Origin of the sequence: Rivihabitans pingtungensis (genome assembly GCF_003201855.1) — a bacterium.
GTDB classification, from domain to species: Bacteria; Pseudomonadota; Gammaproteobacteria; order Burkholderiales; family Aquaspirillaceae; genus Rivihabitans; species Rivihabitans pingtungensis.
Window position 1 is genome coordinate 17211 of record NZ_QJKI01000032.1, and the last position, 17644, is coordinate 34854.

Annotated in this window: 21 protein-coding genes; 2 read left to right on the top strand and 19 right to left on the bottom strand. The window is 57.3% G+C overall.

Annotated features, from left to right (window positions below; translation table 11 throughout):
* Nucleotides 1–16 precede the first annotated feature (16 nt).
* A complete protein-coding gene (locus DFR34_RS15565; RefSeq protein WP_146215179.1) occupies nucleotides 17–784 on the top strand; it encodes a BPSS1780 family membrane protein in 768 nt (255 codons plus the stop codon).
* A 60-nt stretch (nucleotides 785–844) separates the two neighbouring features.
* On the opposite strand, the gene DFR34_RS15570 is transcribed toward DFR34_RS15565, so the two are convergent.
* The 19 genes from DFR34_RS15570 to DFR34_RS15665 form a co-directional block, all read right to left on the bottom strand.
* Complete coding sequence (locus DFR34_RS15570; protein ID WP_110392076.1) at nucleotides 845–1165, bottom strand: RebB family R body protein; 321 nt, start codon at nucleotides 1163–1165, stop codon at nucleotides 845–847.
* Between the two features lie 138 nt (nucleotides 1166–1303).
* A complete protein-coding gene (locus tag DFR34_RS15575) occupies nucleotides 1304–1657 on the bottom strand; it encodes a RebB family R body protein (protein ID WP_110392077.1) in 354 nt (117 codons plus the stop codon).
* Between the two features lie 35 nt (nucleotides 1658–1692).
* Nucleotides 1693–2049, bottom strand: coding sequence for a RebB family R body protein (locus DFR34_RS15580; protein ID WP_110392095.1), 357 nt, complete (start codon nucleotides 2047–2049; stop codon nucleotides 1693–1695).
* Between the two features lie 41 nt (nucleotides 2050–2090).
* A complete protein-coding gene (locus DFR34_RS15585) occupies nucleotides 2091–2414 on the bottom strand; it encodes a RebB family R body protein (RefSeq protein ID WP_110392078.1) in 324 nt (107 codons plus the stop codon).
* Nucleotides 2415–2513: 99 nt separating this feature from the next.
* Nucleotides 2514–3173, bottom strand: a complete 660-nt coding sequence (locus DFR34_RS15590; RefSeq protein ID WP_110392079.1) for a hypothetical protein — start codon at nucleotides 3171–3173, stop codon at nucleotides 2514–2516.
* A 144-nt stretch (nucleotides 3174–3317) separates the two neighbouring features.
* Nucleotides 3318–3935, bottom strand: a complete 618-nt coding sequence (locus DFR34_RS15595; RefSeq protein ID WP_158281862.1) for a response regulator transcription factor — start codon at nucleotides 3933–3935, stop codon at nucleotides 3318–3320.
* Nucleotides 3936–4083: 148 nt separating this feature from the next.
* On the bottom strand, nucleotides 4084–4533 hold the full coding sequence (locus DFR34_RS15600) for a lysozyme (RefSeq protein ID WP_110392081.1): 450 nt from the start codon (nucleotides 4531–4533) through the stop codon (nucleotides 4084–4086).
* 258 nt (nucleotides 4534–4791) lie between these two features.
* Nucleotides 4792–5943 (bottom strand): patatin-like phospholipase family protein, encoded by a 1152-nt coding sequence (locus DFR34_RS15605; protein WP_110392082.1) that lies wholly within the window; start codon nucleotides 5941–5943, stop codon nucleotides 4792–4794.
* 200 nt (nucleotides 5944–6143) lie between these two features.
* Nucleotides 6144–6728 carry a hypothetical protein gene (locus tag DFR34_RS15610; protein WP_110392096.1) on the bottom strand — a complete coding sequence of 195 codons (585 nt, stop codon included), beginning with the start codon at nucleotides 6726–6728 and terminating at the stop codon, nucleotides 6144–6146.
* A gap of 644 nt (nucleotides 6729–7372) precedes the next feature.
* Nucleotides 7373–7612 (bottom strand): RebB family R body protein, encoded by a 240-nt coding sequence (locus DFR34_RS15620; RefSeq protein ID WP_110392083.1) that lies wholly within the window; start codon nucleotides 7610–7612, stop codon nucleotides 7373–7375.
* Between the two features lie 125 nt (nucleotides 7613–7737).
* Nucleotides 7738–8286 (bottom strand): RNA polymerase sigma factor, encoded by a 549-nt coding sequence (locus tag DFR34_RS15625; RefSeq protein WP_211309455.1) that lies wholly within the window; start codon nucleotides 8284–8286, stop codon nucleotides 7738–7740.
* Nucleotides 8287–8459: 173 nt separating this feature from the next.
* Nucleotides 8460–9149, bottom strand: coding sequence for a Crp/Fnr family transcriptional regulator (locus DFR34_RS15630; protein WP_158281863.1), 690 nt, complete (start codon nucleotides 9147–9149; stop codon nucleotides 8460–8462).
* A gap of 506 nt (nucleotides 9150–9655) precedes the next feature.
* A complete protein-coding gene (locus tag DFR34_RS15635) occupies nucleotides 9656–10075 on the bottom strand; it encodes a VOC family protein (protein WP_110392085.1) in 420 nt (139 codons plus the stop codon).
* A gap of 170 nt (nucleotides 10076–10245) precedes the next feature.
* Nucleotides 10246–11745 (bottom strand): helix-hairpin-helix domain-containing protein, encoded by a 1500-nt coding sequence (locus DFR34_RS15640; RefSeq protein WP_110392086.1) that lies wholly within the window; start codon nucleotides 11743–11745, stop codon nucleotides 10246–10248.
* A 7-nt stretch (nucleotides 11746–11752) separates the two neighbouring features.
* Nucleotides 11753–13402 (bottom strand): PP2C family serine/threonine-protein phosphatase, encoded by a 1650-nt coding sequence (locus DFR34_RS15645; RefSeq protein WP_110392087.1) that lies wholly within the window; start codon nucleotides 13400–13402, stop codon nucleotides 11753–11755.
* Nucleotides 13403–13404: 2 nt separating this feature from the next.
* Nucleotides 13405–14454: a TerY-C metal binding domain-containing protein gene (locus tag DFR34_RS15650; RefSeq protein WP_110392088.1), complete on the bottom strand. Its 1050-nt coding sequence runs from the start codon at nucleotides 14452–14454 to the stop codon at nucleotides 13405–13407.
* A gap of 24 nt (nucleotides 14455–14478) precedes the next feature.
* The gene (locus DFR34_RS15655; protein WP_110392089.1) at nucleotides 14479–15117 is read right to left on the bottom strand and encodes a vWA domain-containing protein; all 639 of its coding nucleotides are present in this window, start codon (nucleotides 15115–15117) and stop codon (nucleotides 14479–14481) included.
* Nucleotides 15118–15141: 24 nt separating this feature from the next.
* Entirely contained in the window at nucleotides 15142–15789 is a 648-nt protein-coding gene (locus DFR34_RS15660; protein WP_110392090.1) for a TerD family protein, read from the bottom strand.
* Between the two features lie 23 nt (nucleotides 15790–15812).
* Nucleotides 15813–16451 (bottom strand): vWA domain-containing protein, encoded by a 639-nt coding sequence (locus DFR34_RS15665; protein ID WP_110392091.1) that lies wholly within the window; start codon nucleotides 16449–16451, stop codon nucleotides 15813–15815.
* 522 nt (nucleotides 16452–16973) lie between these two features.
* Between DFR34_RS15665 and DFR34_RS15670 the strand changes: the two genes are divergently transcribed.
* A complete protein-coding gene (locus tag DFR34_RS15670; protein ID WP_110392092.1) occupies nucleotides 16974–17552 on the top strand; it encodes a TerD family protein in 579 nt (192 codons plus the stop codon).
* Nucleotides 17553–17644 lie beyond the last annotated feature (92 nt).

The following is a 17644-nucleotide window of genomic DNA, read 5'->3' on the forward strand; positions in this document are numbered from 1 at the left end:
GCACAGGAATACCACCATGCAGGATCACGACACTCCCTCCCTTCCGCCGCCTCGTGTGGCCGTCCAGCGTGGCTGGGGCTGGTGGCGGGACGGGTTTCATCTTTTTCGCGAACAACCGCTGACCATGCTGCTGTTCGGGCTGGTGTATTGCATCGTGCTGCTGGGTTTTCAGTTGCTGCCCGGCGTGGGCAGCGTGCTGGCGGTGTTTCTGGGCCCATTGCTGACGGCGGGCTTCCTGCAAGTGGCCGCGCGGCTGACACGCGCAGAAGAACCCAGGCTGGCCGACCTGTTTGCCGCCTTTCGCCAGCCGGGGGTGACAAGCCTGCTGGGCATCGGCTTGTGGTATCTGGTGATGTTGATGTCAGTGGCTTTTCTGGTCACCCTGCTGGCGGTGGCACTGGGCCTGGCGCCCTCACCGGAAGCCTTGCAGGCCGAACCGATCAGCCAGGACACCATGGATCAGTTGCTGACTCTGGGCATGATGGTGATGCTGGCGGCCTTGCCGGTGGCCGCAGCCTACTGGCTGGCGCCCGCGCTGGTGACTTTCGAGCAGGCCAGCGCCGCCGAGGCGATGTGGCGCAGCCTGCGCTTCATGTGGCGCAATCTGGGCGCATTTGCCCTGTATCTGTCAGGCATGGCGATACTGACGCTGGCCGCACTGCTGACCTATGGCGCGGCATTCATTGTGGTGGCGCCATTGTCCATGCTGTCTCTGTATGCCTGCTATCGGGATTTGGCCGGCCAAGGCCCGGTGCAGATTGACAACGCCGGCTGGGTGGAATGACAAAAACCTGCTGCCCGGCCAGATTGCCGGGCAGCAGGTTTGCACCGCGCCGCGTACCGCTTAGCGGAAGGATTTCAGCACGGTCAGCAGGCTGGTCAGGTTGTCGGCGATGCCGGCCTGGCTCATTTTTTCGGTGCCGGCAGCAGCAGCCATGGTGTTCATGCTGTAGATCTGCATCACGCCCTGGTTGGCGGCGGCCTGGGCCAGGATGTTCTGTTGTTGCTGGGCCGACACGGCATTCTGGAACAGGATGCCGGTGGAATGAGCCATGCTCTGGTAGATCGAGCCCATGGCCATGGCCGGGGCTTCCGCCAGCACCTTGACGTTGGTTTGGGTGACGGCGTCGGTAATTTGCGAATTCACTGCGGTCGGGAATGCCATTTGTTGACTCCTGGATCGGATGAGGCGGCGCTCATCCCGGCAAGCGGGCGAGCGGTTTCAAGAAACCGGGGCGGTGGCCCCCATTCGGTCCGCGCGGGACGCGGCCCCGGCCTGGATGAGCCAGACCGGGACGCCGCATTAGCTGCGGAAAGACTTCAGCACACTCAGCATGCTGGTCAGATTGTCGGCAATACCAGCCTGGCTCACCTTTTCGGTGGCGGCGGCATCGGACATCGTGCCCATGCTGTAGAGCTGAATCACGCCCTGGTTGGACGCAGCCTGCGCCAGGGTGTTTTGCTGCTGTTGCGAGGACACGGCGTTCTCGAACAGGATGCCGGTGGAGTGCGACATTGCCTGGAACATCGCACCCATGGCCATGGCCGGAGATTCAGCCAGCACCTTGACGTTGGTCTGGGTCACCGCGTCGGTGATCTGCGAATTCACCGCAGTCGGCGCGCCGGCCGAGCTGTCGGTGGAAGGAGTATCAGCCATCGTTGATTTCCTTTACGGATGAAGTAAAACGGGCATCAGGACTTGAACGATTGCAGCACGGTCAGCAAGCTGGTCAGGTTGTCGGCAATGCCGGCCTGACTGACTTTTTCGGTGCCGGCAGCGTCGGCCATGGTGTCCACGCTGTAAATCTGCATCACGCCCTGATTGGTGGAGGCCTGGGTCAGGGTGTTTTGCTGTTGCTGGGCCGAAATGGCGTTCTCGAACAGGATGCCGGTCGAGTGAGCCATGGTCTGGAAAATCGAGCCCATGGCCATGGCGGGGGATTCGGCCAGCACCTTGACGTTGGTCTGGGTCACCGCGTCGGTGATTTGCGAGTTCACCGCAGTCGGTGTTGCAGCGCCAGCGGCAGTGGAAGTATCAGTGGTTGCCATGTTGGACATCCTTTATTCGAGTAAACCGGAAAGTCGGCGACTTAGCCCTTGAACGATTGCAGCACGGTCAGCATGCTGGTCAGGTTATCGGCGATGCCACCCTGGCCCACTTTTTCGGTGGCGGCAGCGTCGGCCATGGTGCCCATGCTGTAGATCTGCATCACGCCCTGGTTGGTGGAAGCCTGGGTCAGGGTGTTTTGTTGTTGCTGGGCCGAGACGGCGTTCTCGAACAGAATGCCGGTCGAGTGGGCCATGGTTTGGTAGATCGCGCCCATGGCCATGGCCGGGGATTCAGCCAGCACCTTGACGTTGGCTTGGGTCACTGCGTCGGTGATTTGATCGTTCACGGCGGTCGGAATAGCCATTGAAACACTCCTTGATGGTAAGGTCGGTTGAGGAATCGGCGCGGCATCACGTCGCGCTCACCGGATAGAACGCCCGCCAGAAACGGGCGTGAAACCAGCTCAGCCAGCCAATTGTCCTGTGTCTTTGCCCGCATCCATGCCCTGGGGGCCGGCAGCCGTCCCCGCCGCCACTGCGGCCGGGGTCAGCGTGGCTTGTGCCGGAGTGGGCACCTGGGTCTGGCGCGCCTGCAATTCGGCGATGGTCTGACTTTGCTGGTTCAGCCGGTCCACCACGCCACTCAGCGCATTTTGCAGCGGCATGAAAGTTTGATTGAAGCAGCGCTCCACCTCCTGGCGGGCCAGGCCGGCCAGCCGGTCGGCAATCTGCGACAAGGCCATTTGCCCGCCCATGCCCACGCCAGTGCCGCCATTGAGTGCAGACGGGCGCAACTCGGCCAGCGAGCGCGCACCTTCCACCACCTTCAGAATGGCCTGTTCTTCTTTTTCCTGCGCCTGCATGGCCTGGGTAACATTGCTGTGAATGGCGCTGAGTGAATCGCGCACACTGGCCTGGGTATTGGCGCGACTGAGGGCCAGCACGGCGGCGGCCTGCTCACCGGGCGAGACCCCGGCACTTTGCTGGGCGGCCTGGAAGGCCTGCAACTGGGCAAACTCCTGCGGTTGCAGCGGCCGTTTCAGCCAGGTTTCGGCCAGTTGTTGCAGATTGGGATCCAGAGCGGTGTCGGCACCTGTCGCTGGGCTGGGACTCGGGCTGGTCATGGGGTAGGGCTCCTTGTCGTGAAATGCAAATGAGGTGGAATGGGGTGGCACGGCGCGCACGCCCCCGGCATGACACACCTGGTGTGGCCCACGACCGCACGCACGTAAGGCAATCCAGGCACACCGGGGCAGTATCGGTGAGGCTTACTGCGCAGTGCGCAGCCACCAGCGTGATGCTTCGGTACGGTTGGATACACCCAGCACGCGGTACATGCTGTACAGCTGATTCTTGATGGTGCCCTCCGCCACTGACAGCCGGCGGGCAATCTGCTTGTTGGATTGCCCCTCGGCCACCAACCAGAGGATTTCCTGCTGACGGGGCGTCAGATTGGGCGCATGACTGGCAGGCAACTGCACGCCCCCCTCGCCGATGGCGGTGGGGATAAAGCAGTCTTCCTGCAAGACTTGCAGGCACAGCGACACCAGCATGGGGGGATTCAATGCCTTGTTGAATACCCCGGCGCCGCCGGCCTGGCGCACGGCAGCAGCCAGACCGGCCTTGCCGTCGAACACATTCAGGATGCAACGCAAATGAGGGTGGCGCTCGCGCAGTTGGCGGATCAAGCCCAGCTCATGCTGCGCGCCCCACGAAGCTTCCAGCAGCAAAAGATCCGGGGCAGGTTGCGGCAGGGCATCCAGGCTGGGCAGATACTTCAGATGTTCCAGTGTCACCGGATGATTCATCCGGGCAAAGGCTGCCTCAACACCGGCAGCAAACACCGGGGCACGGTCAACAACCAGGATTCTCGGGGCAGTGGTCATGGTGTGGCTCCTAGAAGACATGAGTGCCACAGGGAACGCCACACGCAGCGGACTGTGAAATCCCTCCCATACCCGACCGCCACAAATGCACACGCCGCCCAGGGCATGACCTTGGGCGGCGTGTGCAAGATACAAATCAGCGGAGCAATCAGTCCGGGGTCAGGAACAACGCGCGTTCGGCGTTGCGGCGAGCCAGCAGACCAGCCACTTCTTTACCACCGGCGCGGTCCCAGCGCGGAAACTGATCAGCGGCGGCCTGGAAGTTGCCGGCGTTCAACAGGCGCAACAGGGTGGACTGCTGCAAGGAGCCCAGACCCAGGTTGTAAGAAAAACTGATCAGCGCATCAAATTGATTCTGGTTGATCTTCACCGTCACCAAGGCATTGACGCCATTGTTGAAACGGGCCAGATCGTTGATCAGCAGTTGTTCGGCCTGCTGCTGCGTGATGGTCAGGCCGGCTTTGACGTCCGGGCCCGTGTGGCCGTAACCGATGGTCCACACACCGACCATGTCTTGATAGGCGGTCAGGCGCAGGCCTTCGAATTTTTCGATCAGCGCGCGGCCGCGCGGGCTGCAGCTGAGTTGATTGACGCTCATGGTTTCTCCTGGTGAATTCAATCCACACATCCAGCCAGCCTGCCACGCATCGGCCTCACCTGAAACCGCGATTCGGTTTCATGGTCGCCATGCGCGTGCCCAGGCAGGCGGGCGTGCGCAACATAGTCTGGGGTTCATCACGGCAGGCCACTTGACGTGATGGACGCACGCTGGCGCGCCATCGTGCTTATGCACAATGACGCACAAGGAGCATACGCCTTCAGGCCAGGCCTGCCACTTTCACTTGATTACACCGCGTCAGCTGGTCACTTTGCGGGTATCCGCCGGGTGGCGCTGCACCGCCTGCTCGGCCGCCTGCACACGGTCAAGCTTTTCCAGCATGTCCACATAACCCATCTCGCGACGGCGCTTGATCGAGCCGGCCGAGAACTCGGCATCGCTGAACGAGCTTTCTTCGCCAGTATGACGATAGGTGATGGTGTGGATGTCGATATTGCGCAGGCGACGGCCCAGCACTTCTTCCGCCCAGCCGTGCAGCAAACCATGAATGCCGGCGCATTCCGGGCTGTGCAGCAGGCGGCCGAACAGCTTTTGGTATTTGCGCAGCGTGCCGTGCTGATCCATGCGGCTGGCGTACTGGATTTCTTTCTGCCGCCAGGCCACGCCATCCATGGTGGTCGGCAGGCGGCCATGCGCGCCCCACAGGTCCACCATGAACACGCGCAGGTCGGCGGTTTCATGGGTGTCGTCCAGCACCGCCTGCAAGGGGGTGTTGGTCACGCAGCCGCCGTCCCAGTAGTACTTGCCGTTGATTTCAGTGGCAGGAAAACCCGGCGGCAGCGAGCCGCTGGCCAGTGCATGGGCCGGGCCGATCTGGCAATTGAGCGAATCAAAGAATTCCAGCTTGCCGGTATCCACCCGGGTGGCGCCCAGGCTCAGGCGCGCGCCATGACCCTGGTTGTGCCAGGCAAAATTGCAATGGCGGCGCAGGGTGTCCAGCATCGGGCTGGTGTCGTAATAGCTGGTTTCGGTGGGGTTGGCGAACTGCACTTCCACCCCACCCATGCCCATCATCACATTGACGCGCGGCGTCCAGAAATTCGGCAGCCCTTGCAGCATGGATTTGGCCACCACCGACTTGTTATACATGGCGCGATACGCGCCGGAATAACTGGCGGCTGCGCCATCCGGGCGGGCGATGTCCTCCCAGAATTCCACCATCTTGCGCAGACGATCTTCCGGCTTGTTGGTGGCCAGCACGGCGGCATTGAGCGCGCCAATCGAAATGCCCGTCACCCAATCCGGCTCAAAGCCCAACTCGTGCAGCGCCTGATACGCGCCGATGTGATAAGCGCCCAGGGCGCCGCCCCCTTGCAAGACCAGCACGTTTTTCACTTCCGGGGTGGCGGCATGGTGGGCGTGCGTCTTCGACGCGGCGGTTTCTTTCATGTGTACTCTCCTGATGCTTGGGTGATAAAGCAACCAGGGCGGGGACAGGTTGCCGACAAGGGCGGGCCAGCGCAAGCGGCCCGCCGGATGGGGAATCAGCGTCGCGCGCCACACTCAGCATCGCGCGCCTGGCCAGGCGCGCGGCCGGGTAAATGCGGCAAGGTCGCGCAACAATGCCTGGCGGATTTTGCGAGCCGCGGTTAGCCCTTGCTGCCCAGCGTCGAGTGATATTTCTCGATGCTCTGGTCGATCTTGTCGAGCGAGAAGTGCGCCGATTCGGCCTCGATCGCCCCGGCGGCGGCGGCCACCGCGGCGGCGGTGCCCATCAGCAGGTCGGTGATCAGAATGCCCAGCGCGTCTTCGGCAGCGCCCTTGAGGTTCTGCTCGGCAAATTTCTCGGTCATGTCCTTCAACAGCACGCTCTTGCTGGCCAGTACCATCTTGCTGGCGCCGTCGAAGTACGCAGCAGCCGATTGCGCCACCAGGCCAGAGGCCTGGGTGATCATCATGTTCGGCGCCAGGGCCACCTGATTGGGGCCATAGGCGGCGTTTTCGGCGTTGGTCAGTTGCACCGCCTGGACAATCTGGCTATTCAGCGCGTCAGTAGCCGGCGGCGTGCTGGATGGCGGGCCCATTTTGGCGGTCATGGTCGCCAACGTGGATTTGGGCGGGCTGGCGCCGCCGGATCCACCTGCGGCCGGCGCAGCGGCGTCGCTGCCCTGGGACGGCGCCGGACTGGAATTGCCGCCGCCGCCCGGGGTGTCGGGGGTCGTATCTGTAGACATCTGGCTGTTCTCCGTGGTGGGCGCAGGCGCGGGCGAGGCATCGCCAGGCCGGGCGGGCGCGGGGTTGGACATCACTGGCGGTGGGCTGGCTGGCGCCGATGGGGCCACAGCCTCAGGCACAGGGTTGGCCTGAGGGGTGTCAGCCGCTGTCGGTGCAACAGGCGGGGCGCTGGCCTGCGATACCGCAGATGCCGGCGCCGGTTCGGGCTCTGGCGTCGATGCGGGTGCAGGTTCAGGTGCAGATGCAACAGCCTGCGCCATCGGAGCCGGTGCAGGCGCTGGCGTCTCCACCGGGGGCGCCGGCCGGGCCGCACGGGCAGGCTGGCCCGGCAGGCTTTGCGACGGAACAGTCAGCGGGGCCAATTGCTGCGAGGGCACGGTTTGTGCCGGCGCCTGCTGGCCCACACCACTGCCACTGCTGCCTGATGCATCGGCGTCGGCGCGCTGCTTGCCGCCAAACAGTTTTTTCAGTGCGTTCATAAGAAACTTCATGAAAAAGTCACTCCGCCAAGGCCGGGTCAGCGGGGGAAAGCGTCGGCCTTACGAATGGCCAGCCGGCCATCCGGACTGCGGGTGCGCCCGCTGGTGGCCAGGCCCGATGGGCATGACCACGCAACGAGCGCCAGCGCACCGGCCGATGCAACTTACGCGGCCTTGTCGCCAACCGACAGAATCATGGTCACTGCCTTGGAAATCACCGCGCTGGAAATCTGGTTCAGCGCCTGCTGGCTGTGAACGGCATTCTGCAGCGACAGGCCGGCGGAATGGCTGGCCACCTGATACAGCGCGGCCATGGCCTGGGCTGGCGCTTCGGCCACCACTTTTACATTGGTTTGCGTCACCGCATCGGTGATCTGCGAGTTGACGGGGGTGCTGTCTGCCATGGAAGTCTCCTGAGTGCATGCCGGCCATTTGCCAGCGAAAAAGTCATGTCGTCACGCTGCGGGGTTTGCGCACATCCGGCCCGCTGAGCATCAGAACGCCGTGCCGGGCGGGCTGTGAACCCGGCTTAGTGCACACGCCGTTGCGGTAGCAATGCGTGCAATTTCTTGCGCAATAACTCCACACGTTTGCGCGCCAGCGCTTCGCTGATGCCAAAGGCCGCGGCGATTTCACTGTACGGACGTTCTTCTTCGAACTTCAGTTGAAATAGCATGCGCTGAGCGTCGCTGAGCTGCATCAGCGCCTGACGCACTTGCTCCAACTCTTCCTGCATCAGCAAGGCTTGTAAGGGTGAAGGGGCACTGGACGCCATGGCATGGATGGAATCGGTATCCAGATCGACATAGGGGTCGATGACTTTTTCTTCGCGGGTATTACGACGGGCGCTGTCCAGGAAGGTGTGATTGAGCACCAGAAACAAAAACCCTTCGGCGTCGCGTACCCGCTCCGAGAATTGACAGATATACAAGAAGGCTTTCAGCGCGGTGCGCGACAGCAATTCTTCGGCGCGATCATGGTCGCCATGGGTCAGCCGGCGGGCGCGGCGCCCCAGATCGGCACGCACACTGCGCCAGGCATTTTCAAATCGGCTTCGCCCCCCAATGGCCAATTCCATGGGGATTTCCGATATTGCCATTTCCATTTCCTGTTCCATGCCGTGACTCCTGAGTTAACAAGGAATCCCAGTTTCTTGAACAAGGACAAATGCATCTGTTACCTGGGTGACAAAACCTATTTTTTATATATTACAAGACATTACACGGAAAGATATTCAGAAATTTCATACATTCACATGTCACATTCGCCATACGCAATTCTACGTAGTTTTTCCACATCCAGAATATGCAGAATATTAGGCTGATGGTGAATCAACCCATTACGCTGCCAACTGCGCAACTGGGCATTCAGCTTGGGACGGCTGACATTCACCATGGAGGCCAGCACGCTTTGCTTGGGCGGATGCAGCCATACACCGGGCACGCTGGCCGCATGCGGCTGCTCGTCCACCATGCGCAGCAGATGGCGCGCCAGCCGTGGGCCCAACTGATGCAGACACAGGGTTTCCACATGCTCGGTATGGGTGCGCATGCGTCGGCATACCGATGCGAACATGCGGCGCAAAAACTCGGAATTGCCCGTCAAGGGGCCAAACTGGGCGCGCGGCAGCAGCCACACCCGCGTGGCGCCATCCGCTACGGCGGTGCAGTCACGCCGGTCATGACCTTCCAGCAGCGCGCTTTCTCCCACCCAGTCCCCTACCTGACTGCGGTCGATGATCAATTCACGGCCATCCTGGTTATGCAACAGGTGGTAGACCTGCCCGGACAGCACCAGGGCCAGGTATTGCGCAGGGGAATCCTTGAGAAACAAGACTTGCTGGTCGGCCAGCGACAGCTCGGTACCGTGTCGGGCAATATGCGTCAGCAATTCGGCCGGCAACCCGGCAAACCAGGGCAAATGAGCCAACCGGGATATCATGGTGTTGTCCTGACTGCAGGCGCCCTCAGTGGCAACCGCGCGGGAGAGCGGCATGGCACACACTCCATTCAAGATGAATTGGCGGGAATGCAGAGGACGTGGCGCGATGTGCGCTGTGAACACGACGACAGAAATACCAATCACTCGCGAAACAAGCATCACAGACGCATGCTTGCGCCATGACAACATGGGAACAGCGGAGAGTTTTCCGGAAGCACAGCGACGGGGCCACGCCATCACCACAGCGCGTGGCGGTCCACTGGCATTCGATTTAAGCGCCACTCAACGGCGCGGCGGCCCAGCGACAGCAACCTGCATGCCATCCGTCCGGGGCATCAAGCCCACAGACATACCAATGCCATCGGCTAGCATTGCGTGTCCGGCTGTGATCTATTCAGAACAGAATATACGGAGAAATACGGAGAAATGCGGCTATGCAGAAGCGCGCCAGTGACACTGGCCACACCTTTGCCCGCAGAAAGCCAAAGTGGACAGAATCGTCCAGTCTAGTCAGCAGAAATGGACAAACCGGGCGCCACAGGCAGATGACAAACCACGCACAGCTTGTTGCCGTCCGGGTCCCGAAAGTAGGCGCCGTAATAGTCCGGGTGATACTGGGCACGCAGTCCGGGAGCGCCTTCATCCATGCCGCCATGCGCCAAAGCCACCCGCCAGGCAGCGTCCACCTGGGCACGGCTGGCCGCATCCAGCGCCAGCATCTGGCCATTGCCTGGCTGATGTGCCGCGCCATCAAATGGCCGGCCAATCAACAATAATGGCCGACCGCCGCCTGCCGGTTGCCAGCCCGCCCACGGCCGCTCGCGCTCACAAAATCGCCGGGCATGGCCCAATACGGCCATCAGCGCATCATAAAACGCCAGTGCGCGGTCGAAATCGCTGACACCCAGAAACACATGTGAGAACATGGAAATCTCTTGGAAATATGGCAAAACCGTTAAAGCACATCCCGCCCTAACAGTCGATACCGCAGGGGAATACCACAAGCACACCAGCAAGTTTGAGCAGCTTACAAAAGCCAGTACAGGCACCGGGATAGACACACGCAACAACGCCAGGAGGGTTTTGTGAGCGGTTCTTAGCCAGCCCCAGCCATTTGCACAGCCACTAAGCGTCCTCCAGCGTCTGTTGAGAGCAAAATTTGTAAGCCCTCCTCCAGCAGCACGCTTTCTCCTGGAGCAATCGGGGTTTTGGTGCTCATATTGCGCATACTGGTCAGACGTTCGTTCACCAGATACCAGTTGCCATGATGCTGTTGAAAATACCCCACTCGCTTGGCATCTTGCTCTTGCAGCTTTTCATTCGGAAAAATAAATCGATTCTCATGCCAGCGAAACAAGGACTGCCCACTGTATACCATCACCCGATGGCCATCTGGCATGAATTTCCCTTGCGTGACAGGCGAATAAAGATTCAATACAGGAAGCTTGCCCTGATGCGGGGTGCCACAAAATGGGCAGCGTGGCGCATAGGTGTTGTCAAACGGATACCACTTTTGCCCGCATGCACTATTTGCGCATGGCTGTAGCAAGTCCACCGTCTTGACCAAGGCTGTTTCCCATTCCTCCGCTGCCGGGCGCTGCAAAGGGTTGTGCAGGCCATTCACAAACGCTCGTGAGAAGAGTTCACTCAAGTAGGGCCCGGTCACCGAATAAGGAATTTTGGCTGTATCTTTCCAGGGTAATTCGCTGGATTTAAGATTGGCAGGCTTGATCCGGTTAGATGCATCTTGTGGATGCTCAATAAACAGTGCGCGCTCTCCCATCATTAACTCATCATCACGACTGGCATCTGTATCGTGAAATTTGTCACCACGCAATGGATGGCGATACAGCAGATACATATAAATCATGACTGCCAAGGCGTGCAGATCAGTGACGCGGGATGGCAGTTTTCGATCGGCATCACCAATTGGCATATGTGCGGTTTTGACTACCTCGGGGGCGATGAAATCGGGTGTGCCAATCACCGATGGAGGATGTTTGCCAGGCACGACCAGACCATCCAAATCAATTAGACATGCCTGTCCTGTGGTGGGATCCACCAGACAATTGTTGTATCCCAGATCAGAATGAGATAAACCCGCCATATGCATGCGACGCACCGCCCGGGCTAGCATCAGGCAAACTTGCAAATGCAAGCGCCAATCTCCCAATTCACGCGAATCCAGATATTTGGCGCGATGGGTAGGCGTGGCAAACCATTTGCCAACTTTTTCTTTGTGACGGATACCTAATTGATCATTATTCTGGCTGCCATGCTTGAAGAAAAAGATATCCCGATAAAACGGCACTACCACCCCTAAACGCTGATTGTGCTCTACCACGGCCGATGGCCAGCAAAACAGCTTTTGTAGATAGCTCCCCCCTTCTTTGTTGAAGATATTCTCACGATAGCGCCCGGTAATTTCCAATAGCCGCTCACGTGTGGCTGCCGTGGCCTTTTCCCGATAAAATGCTACCACGTAACTTTTATCAGGGCTGAACATCACATCTTTGACGCCGCCTTGAGCCTTTACTTCATCAAAAAAACGGACGGTAGTCCCATCGCTTGCCGTTACGGTAATGATCTTGGCCATATTGTCCTCAATAAATCAGAGCGATCGTCCGGTCATCGTGATTGCCTGGTGACCAGAAATCCAGCCATGCCAGTAACCGTTTAGCCACATCAGCATCCCTTTGCGCTAACTGCACCTGATCTTCAAGCTCAGCCCACAGCGCCTGCCAAGCTTCACCATGTGCCAACAAGGCCTCGGTTTCAAATTTGGGGTCTGACACGCCATCGGTCATCAAGATAAAGGCCTTGTAATCTTCGACCAGACAATGACGAATTCGCCCGTGTAATTCATCCGGGGTGACCGCCGAGCTATCCAGAAAGCGAGTTTGGCCAGAATACTCTCCGGAATCTGGCTCTCCTAACAACTTCACCTTGCCATCAGGCAGCAGCACCCCAGCCGCACCATCGCCAATCCAGTAAGCAGCGCACAACCACTGAGCCCCCACCTTGCATGAAAGGCCAATCAGCAAGGTCGTGGATAGTGCTTTTAATGCTTTCGCCGGCTCGGGCCTTTTTCGAGCTTCATTATTCAAAGCAACCATCGCCGCATGTGCGGCACGGCCCAGCAAAAACCTAAGCACATTAGTTAATTGCTCAGCAGATTGAGTTTGAACCGCCTGTTGAATATTTCGTGTTCTATCCTCCGCCCCAGTCAAAAGCGCTTTAAGTTCGGCACCTGCGGCCTCAACCGCCAGTTTTGATCCCAAGCGTGCTTCGCTGGCGCTACCCGCACCATCCGCGACAATGGCAATATGCTGCTCATCATCATCATGCACTAAGGTCTCAATAAAAAAATCGTCATCACAGCAACTGCCCACATGGGCATGCGAGCGACCTCGCTTGCGGGCAGCCACAATGTACTTGCTTGTCACTTGCCTGGCTTCGCAGAGCTCATCAACCTTCCAATGTGGCAGAGTGCGATCCGACGGTTTGTTTTCCCACAGCAATTTGGGATCAGGATTGACAAACAGCGTCACCCGAGCCCGCTGTATGGGAGCAGATTTATCTTTGCTCACATGGTATTTAAGATCAATGGGATGCTCTCCACTGACCATTGGGACCCCCTGTACCCGCAATGTGCCCGGCTCCCACCTCAAACCAAGGTTAGCCGGAATATCCACGGCAACCAGATGAACTTCCGGTTCTACCGGCGAAACGATAAATTTTTCATCAAACGGTTGCGATTGTCGGGCATTACGAAGCTGAAAGAGTATAACCGGAGTCATCAACCTGGGCACCACGGCAGGCGGCCCAGCAGAAGAATTCGCAGCAGGGAGGATGGCACTTTGATCAGGCAGTATTTCTTTAGCTGGCGGCACATTTGATGGCATAGCGGTTGACTTTATCTCTGAGGGTGATGGGGGAAGCCTTTGCTTAGAGGAATATTCATTTTCAATCTTGCGAGTAGAGGGCTGATCTAAAACTGGTATCACCGAAGGCCGAACCTCCTCCTCAACAACAGGTGGAATTACAGCAGCTTGTTTCAGATGCTGATACAGATCAGATATAACCTTACCATGCTTGTTCACAAATTCCATATGTCGTTTCTCCACATCTTGCTCGCTAGCACTGGCTATAGCAAAAAATTTTTCACTATAGTCATATAGCAAAATAGCGAGCTCCTTCAACTCTTGCCAATTAATAGGCTTCTCAGAATTTTTTGAAGACTTCTCGTCCATAATCACCCCCGTCCACGCACCACATCAAATGCTTCATCCGAAGCCGACATTTCCAGCTCGCGCTCACAACCAGGGCACTGGGCCGTGCCCGCCCCTTGCACGCAAAACACCGTGCCACAGGAGCACATGGCAAAAGCGATCGGGTTACCGCAATGCGGGCAGCCCGGAGTACCAATCAGCAGGTCAGAATTGACCGTGCGCACATTGGCGCGAGGATCTGACAAAGCATCAAAATCCCGCTCGGCCGGGTAAACCCCAACCAGATGATAGCCTTCACTGTCGATGTGGAAACTGCGTGCCCTTATGCTGTGATTTTGCCGCTCGTATTTCATCAAATAGGGCAGTTTGGTGTTCTGGCACTTACCAGTCACCACCACAAAGTCTTCATCCACGGCATTGGCCTGCGCCATGCCTTCGATCTTTTTCAAAAAGGACTCATCCAGCTTGGCAAGACTGACCCGGGCGGGTTCGCCTATACCGACACTGCGACTTTGTGCGCCGATAGAAGCACTGATCCATTGAATGTATTTTTTCAGCGCAGTCTCATTTGTGTTCTCCAGCCGCAGCACATCGGGCGTCAGCACAGCCAGCGCCTCCAAGGCGGCATACTTTCCAATGCCAATCACCACCAAGTGTGCACGCATGGCAAAATCCTGCTTCCAGCGCCTCACCGCAGCGCCGGTGTCATCGGTAGCTTTGCCATCCGTCATGAAAAATACCAGGGGCTTCCAGTCCCCTTTTTCACCCCCAGGAACGGAGCGTCTGACCTGAGAGGCAATCTCATTCATCAGATGCTCCAAGGCAGCACCAATGGAGGTGCCTGACCCTAGCGGCAAGCGTGGAGGATAAAATGAAGGCAACTCTACCAGCGGAGTCAGCGTTTTAGCTCGGCCGGCAAAGGCAATCACCGAAAGATATACAGTCTCCAGAGCATGGGGATCGGTGCGCAAAGTGCGCAACAGAAGCTCCATGCCATCCTGCAAACCACGCAGGTTGTCACCAGCCATGCTTTCGGAAACATCAATCACAAGGTAGATGGGAAGTCGACGCACAGAACCCCCTGCAATAAATGGCAATTAAATGACGATATTGATTTCTGGTGGAGGTGGAGGTAAATCCATTTGCGTGCCAGCACCACGACTCTGGCTATCCTTGGCACAGGCAGCCGAAACCCAGGCAAAAAATCTCGCAAAGCTGGCAGCATCCATGGTATCCAGGCTGATCACATGCTCGGTCAGGCGCTTGAGCGATACAGAATCAGCTCTTGGACCTGCCGCACAGGCCACAATCGTGGCAAAGTCACAGGCTTTGATGTGTGGAATCACTTCATTGAATGCCATGGTGTCTGTTGGTTTGCCATCAGTTAAAATAATCAACATAGGCTTCCAGTCGCCTTTTTCCATCGAACTGGACTTGCGCACATCGCGCGACACATGCAGGCAAATCTGCTCCAGACCAGCGCCCAGAAAGGTAGCACCAGAAGCTGGGCAGACAATCTCCGGAAGAATGACATCTGGCAATGATGTGAGCGCCAAAACTTCCTTGACTTCAGAATCAAATGTTGTAATCGACAAATGTACGCTGTCTAGCGCATAAGGATTGGTACGCAGGGAGGCCAGCAGGGCGTGCAAGCCAGCATTCACAGCCTCAATTGGCTCCCCACGCATCGAACCAGACGTATCGATCAATAAATAGGTGATCAGGCGTCTACTCATCAAGCGTTCTCCGAACGCCACCTGTCAAATATAGGTGCGCAGCAAATCAACAAAACGATCCGTTTCATGGGGTATCCCAATCGCCCGGAACTCCCAGCCGGAGCCTTGCCGAGTAATCTCGGCAAAGGTCAACGAGCGGAAACGCTCATAGCTGCTGTTGCCACTCAGGTTGAAGCGGCAGATTTCCTGCCCATGCGCATCAATGGCCCGAATGAAACAGTTTTCTACCTCGCCAAACGACTGATGCCTTTTTTCACCTTCATAAATTGCCACCACAAAGACAATAGATTGATACCGCTCAGGTAGCTCATTCAGCCGGACCACAATCTGTTCATCATCACCATCGCCAGCGCCAGTCCGGTTATCACCAGTAAGCCAGATCTTGCCTGACGGATGGCGCATGGAGTTGTAAAAAACCACATCCCCACCGTTGAGGGTGACACCACCATCTGCGCCAGGTTGCCCAAGGCTTGCCACCTTGCCGTCAGCGCCGAGCAAGAAAGCAACGGCATCCAGATCATAATCCTCTCCCGACTTGCCAAACAGCGAACCCAGCAAGCCTTTTTTTGGCGTCGCCACATCCCAGCCCAGTCCGATCGTCACACTGGACAGATCGTATTGGCCTTCCTTGCGCAGGCTTACGCCTTCACCTTTTTTGAGACTGATGGCCATGAGCGTGTTCTCCTTTATAGAACTTAAAGAACGACATTGATTTCGGCAGGGGGGGGAGGCAGATCAGCCAAGCCGGAAACTTCTTTGGCTCCGCGCTCGATTTTCTGGCTGGAAACGGAAATCGACGAGGAGACCCATTTGAAAAAGCTTTTGATTGACGTACTATCCGCCGTATCCAGATGCACTACCGATTCGGTGATGCGCTTGAGTACACTGGTATCACAACCGGCGCCAGCTGCACATGCCACAAAGGCACCAGTCTTGACTGATTTCATGGCAGCAATGCCACGATCAATATCATCTGTCGGCATTCCATCACTTAATAAAAATACGACAGGTTTCCAGTCACCTTTCTGCTCGGGCGTGCTTTTCTGGACCTCGCGCTCAATGGCACCAGCCAACAAGGCCAGCGCAGCACCCATGGAGGTTACGCCACTGGCGTTGAGAGCGGGCTCCTGAAACTGTGCCAACTCGGTCAATGGTACCGTTTGGGTCACCTGACTATCAAAAGTGATGATGCTCAGCCACGCTGTTTCCAATGCATACGGGTCACTACGCAAGCTGGAAACTAACATGTGGACACCAGCTTTAACCGACTCTATGGGCTCACCCATCATGGAACCACTGGTATCAAGCAAGAGATATACGGGCAATCTGCGCATAACAAAACCTTTCTGTTCAGTATGAAACAACGACGTGAGACCATTTCATTTTTCAGTGATGACCCCTGATGCCAGTCTTACAAAGACTGGCATTGCCTGACATATCCTATTTGTTGCCATCAACTTTACTGCGCCCAAGCTTAAGCATGGCATGCAAGCACTGAGGGCAGACGAGGCGGCCTCTTGGCTAGCACACCAAGCATAAAATGCCAATAGGGCAATTTACTGACAAGCGCATGTACGATAGCGCAAAAACGACTGAATCGCTAGCAGATTATCTGAGAACAAGCCCAACAAGCCACTTTGCTGTCAGACTAAAACCAAAATGATGCAAGAACACAGACTGATAGCATGAAAAGTGCTTGTAGGCCCAGCCGATGTTCCGCTATCTTCAGCCCATCAGACACATTGCCATAGCATGATGAGGCCTGATCACGCACATGGTAGATGGCAAAGCTACAGTGAGCGCCACACCAGGAGTGCCGTGTCCGTTTTGACCAAAGATCCTTACAGGAGGATTTCATGCCGGTCTCCCTACGCAAAGGTGAGAATGTTTCGCTTTCCAAAAACGAACCAGACTTATGCCACGTACTGATTGGCTTGGGCTGGGAAGCCCGCTCAAGCAATGGTAGTGATTTTGATCTAGATGCCAGCTTATTCATGCTGACCGCCCATGGGAGGGTTCGCGGCGACACCGACTTCATTTTTTATGGGCAACTAACCTCTCCTTGTGGCTCGATTGAACACACGGGCGACAACAAAACCGGCGCAGGAGAGGGTGATGACGAGGCTATCCGGGTGACACTCAATAAAGTGCCGGTGGATATCGAACGCCTAGTGGTTGCCGTCACCATTCATGAAGCAGAGCAGCGGCAGCAGAGTTTTGGTCAAGTCAGAGACGCTTTTGTGCGTTTGGTCAATACAGACAATAATCAGGAAATCCTGCGATTTGATTTATCTGAAGATTACTCTACCGAGACAGCGCTGATCTTTGGGGAAATATATCGACGCGGCAGTGAATGGAAGTTTCGGGCTGTTGGGCAGGGTTATTCAGGTGGGCTGTTGGCACTGTGTACACAATACGGCATCGATGTTTGTTAGAGCCTGTTCTGAACTATCCCATAGCGGTAAAATCCAAGCCCCATGGAAAACCGCAAACCTTACCCATCCGATGTCAGCGACGAAGAATGGGC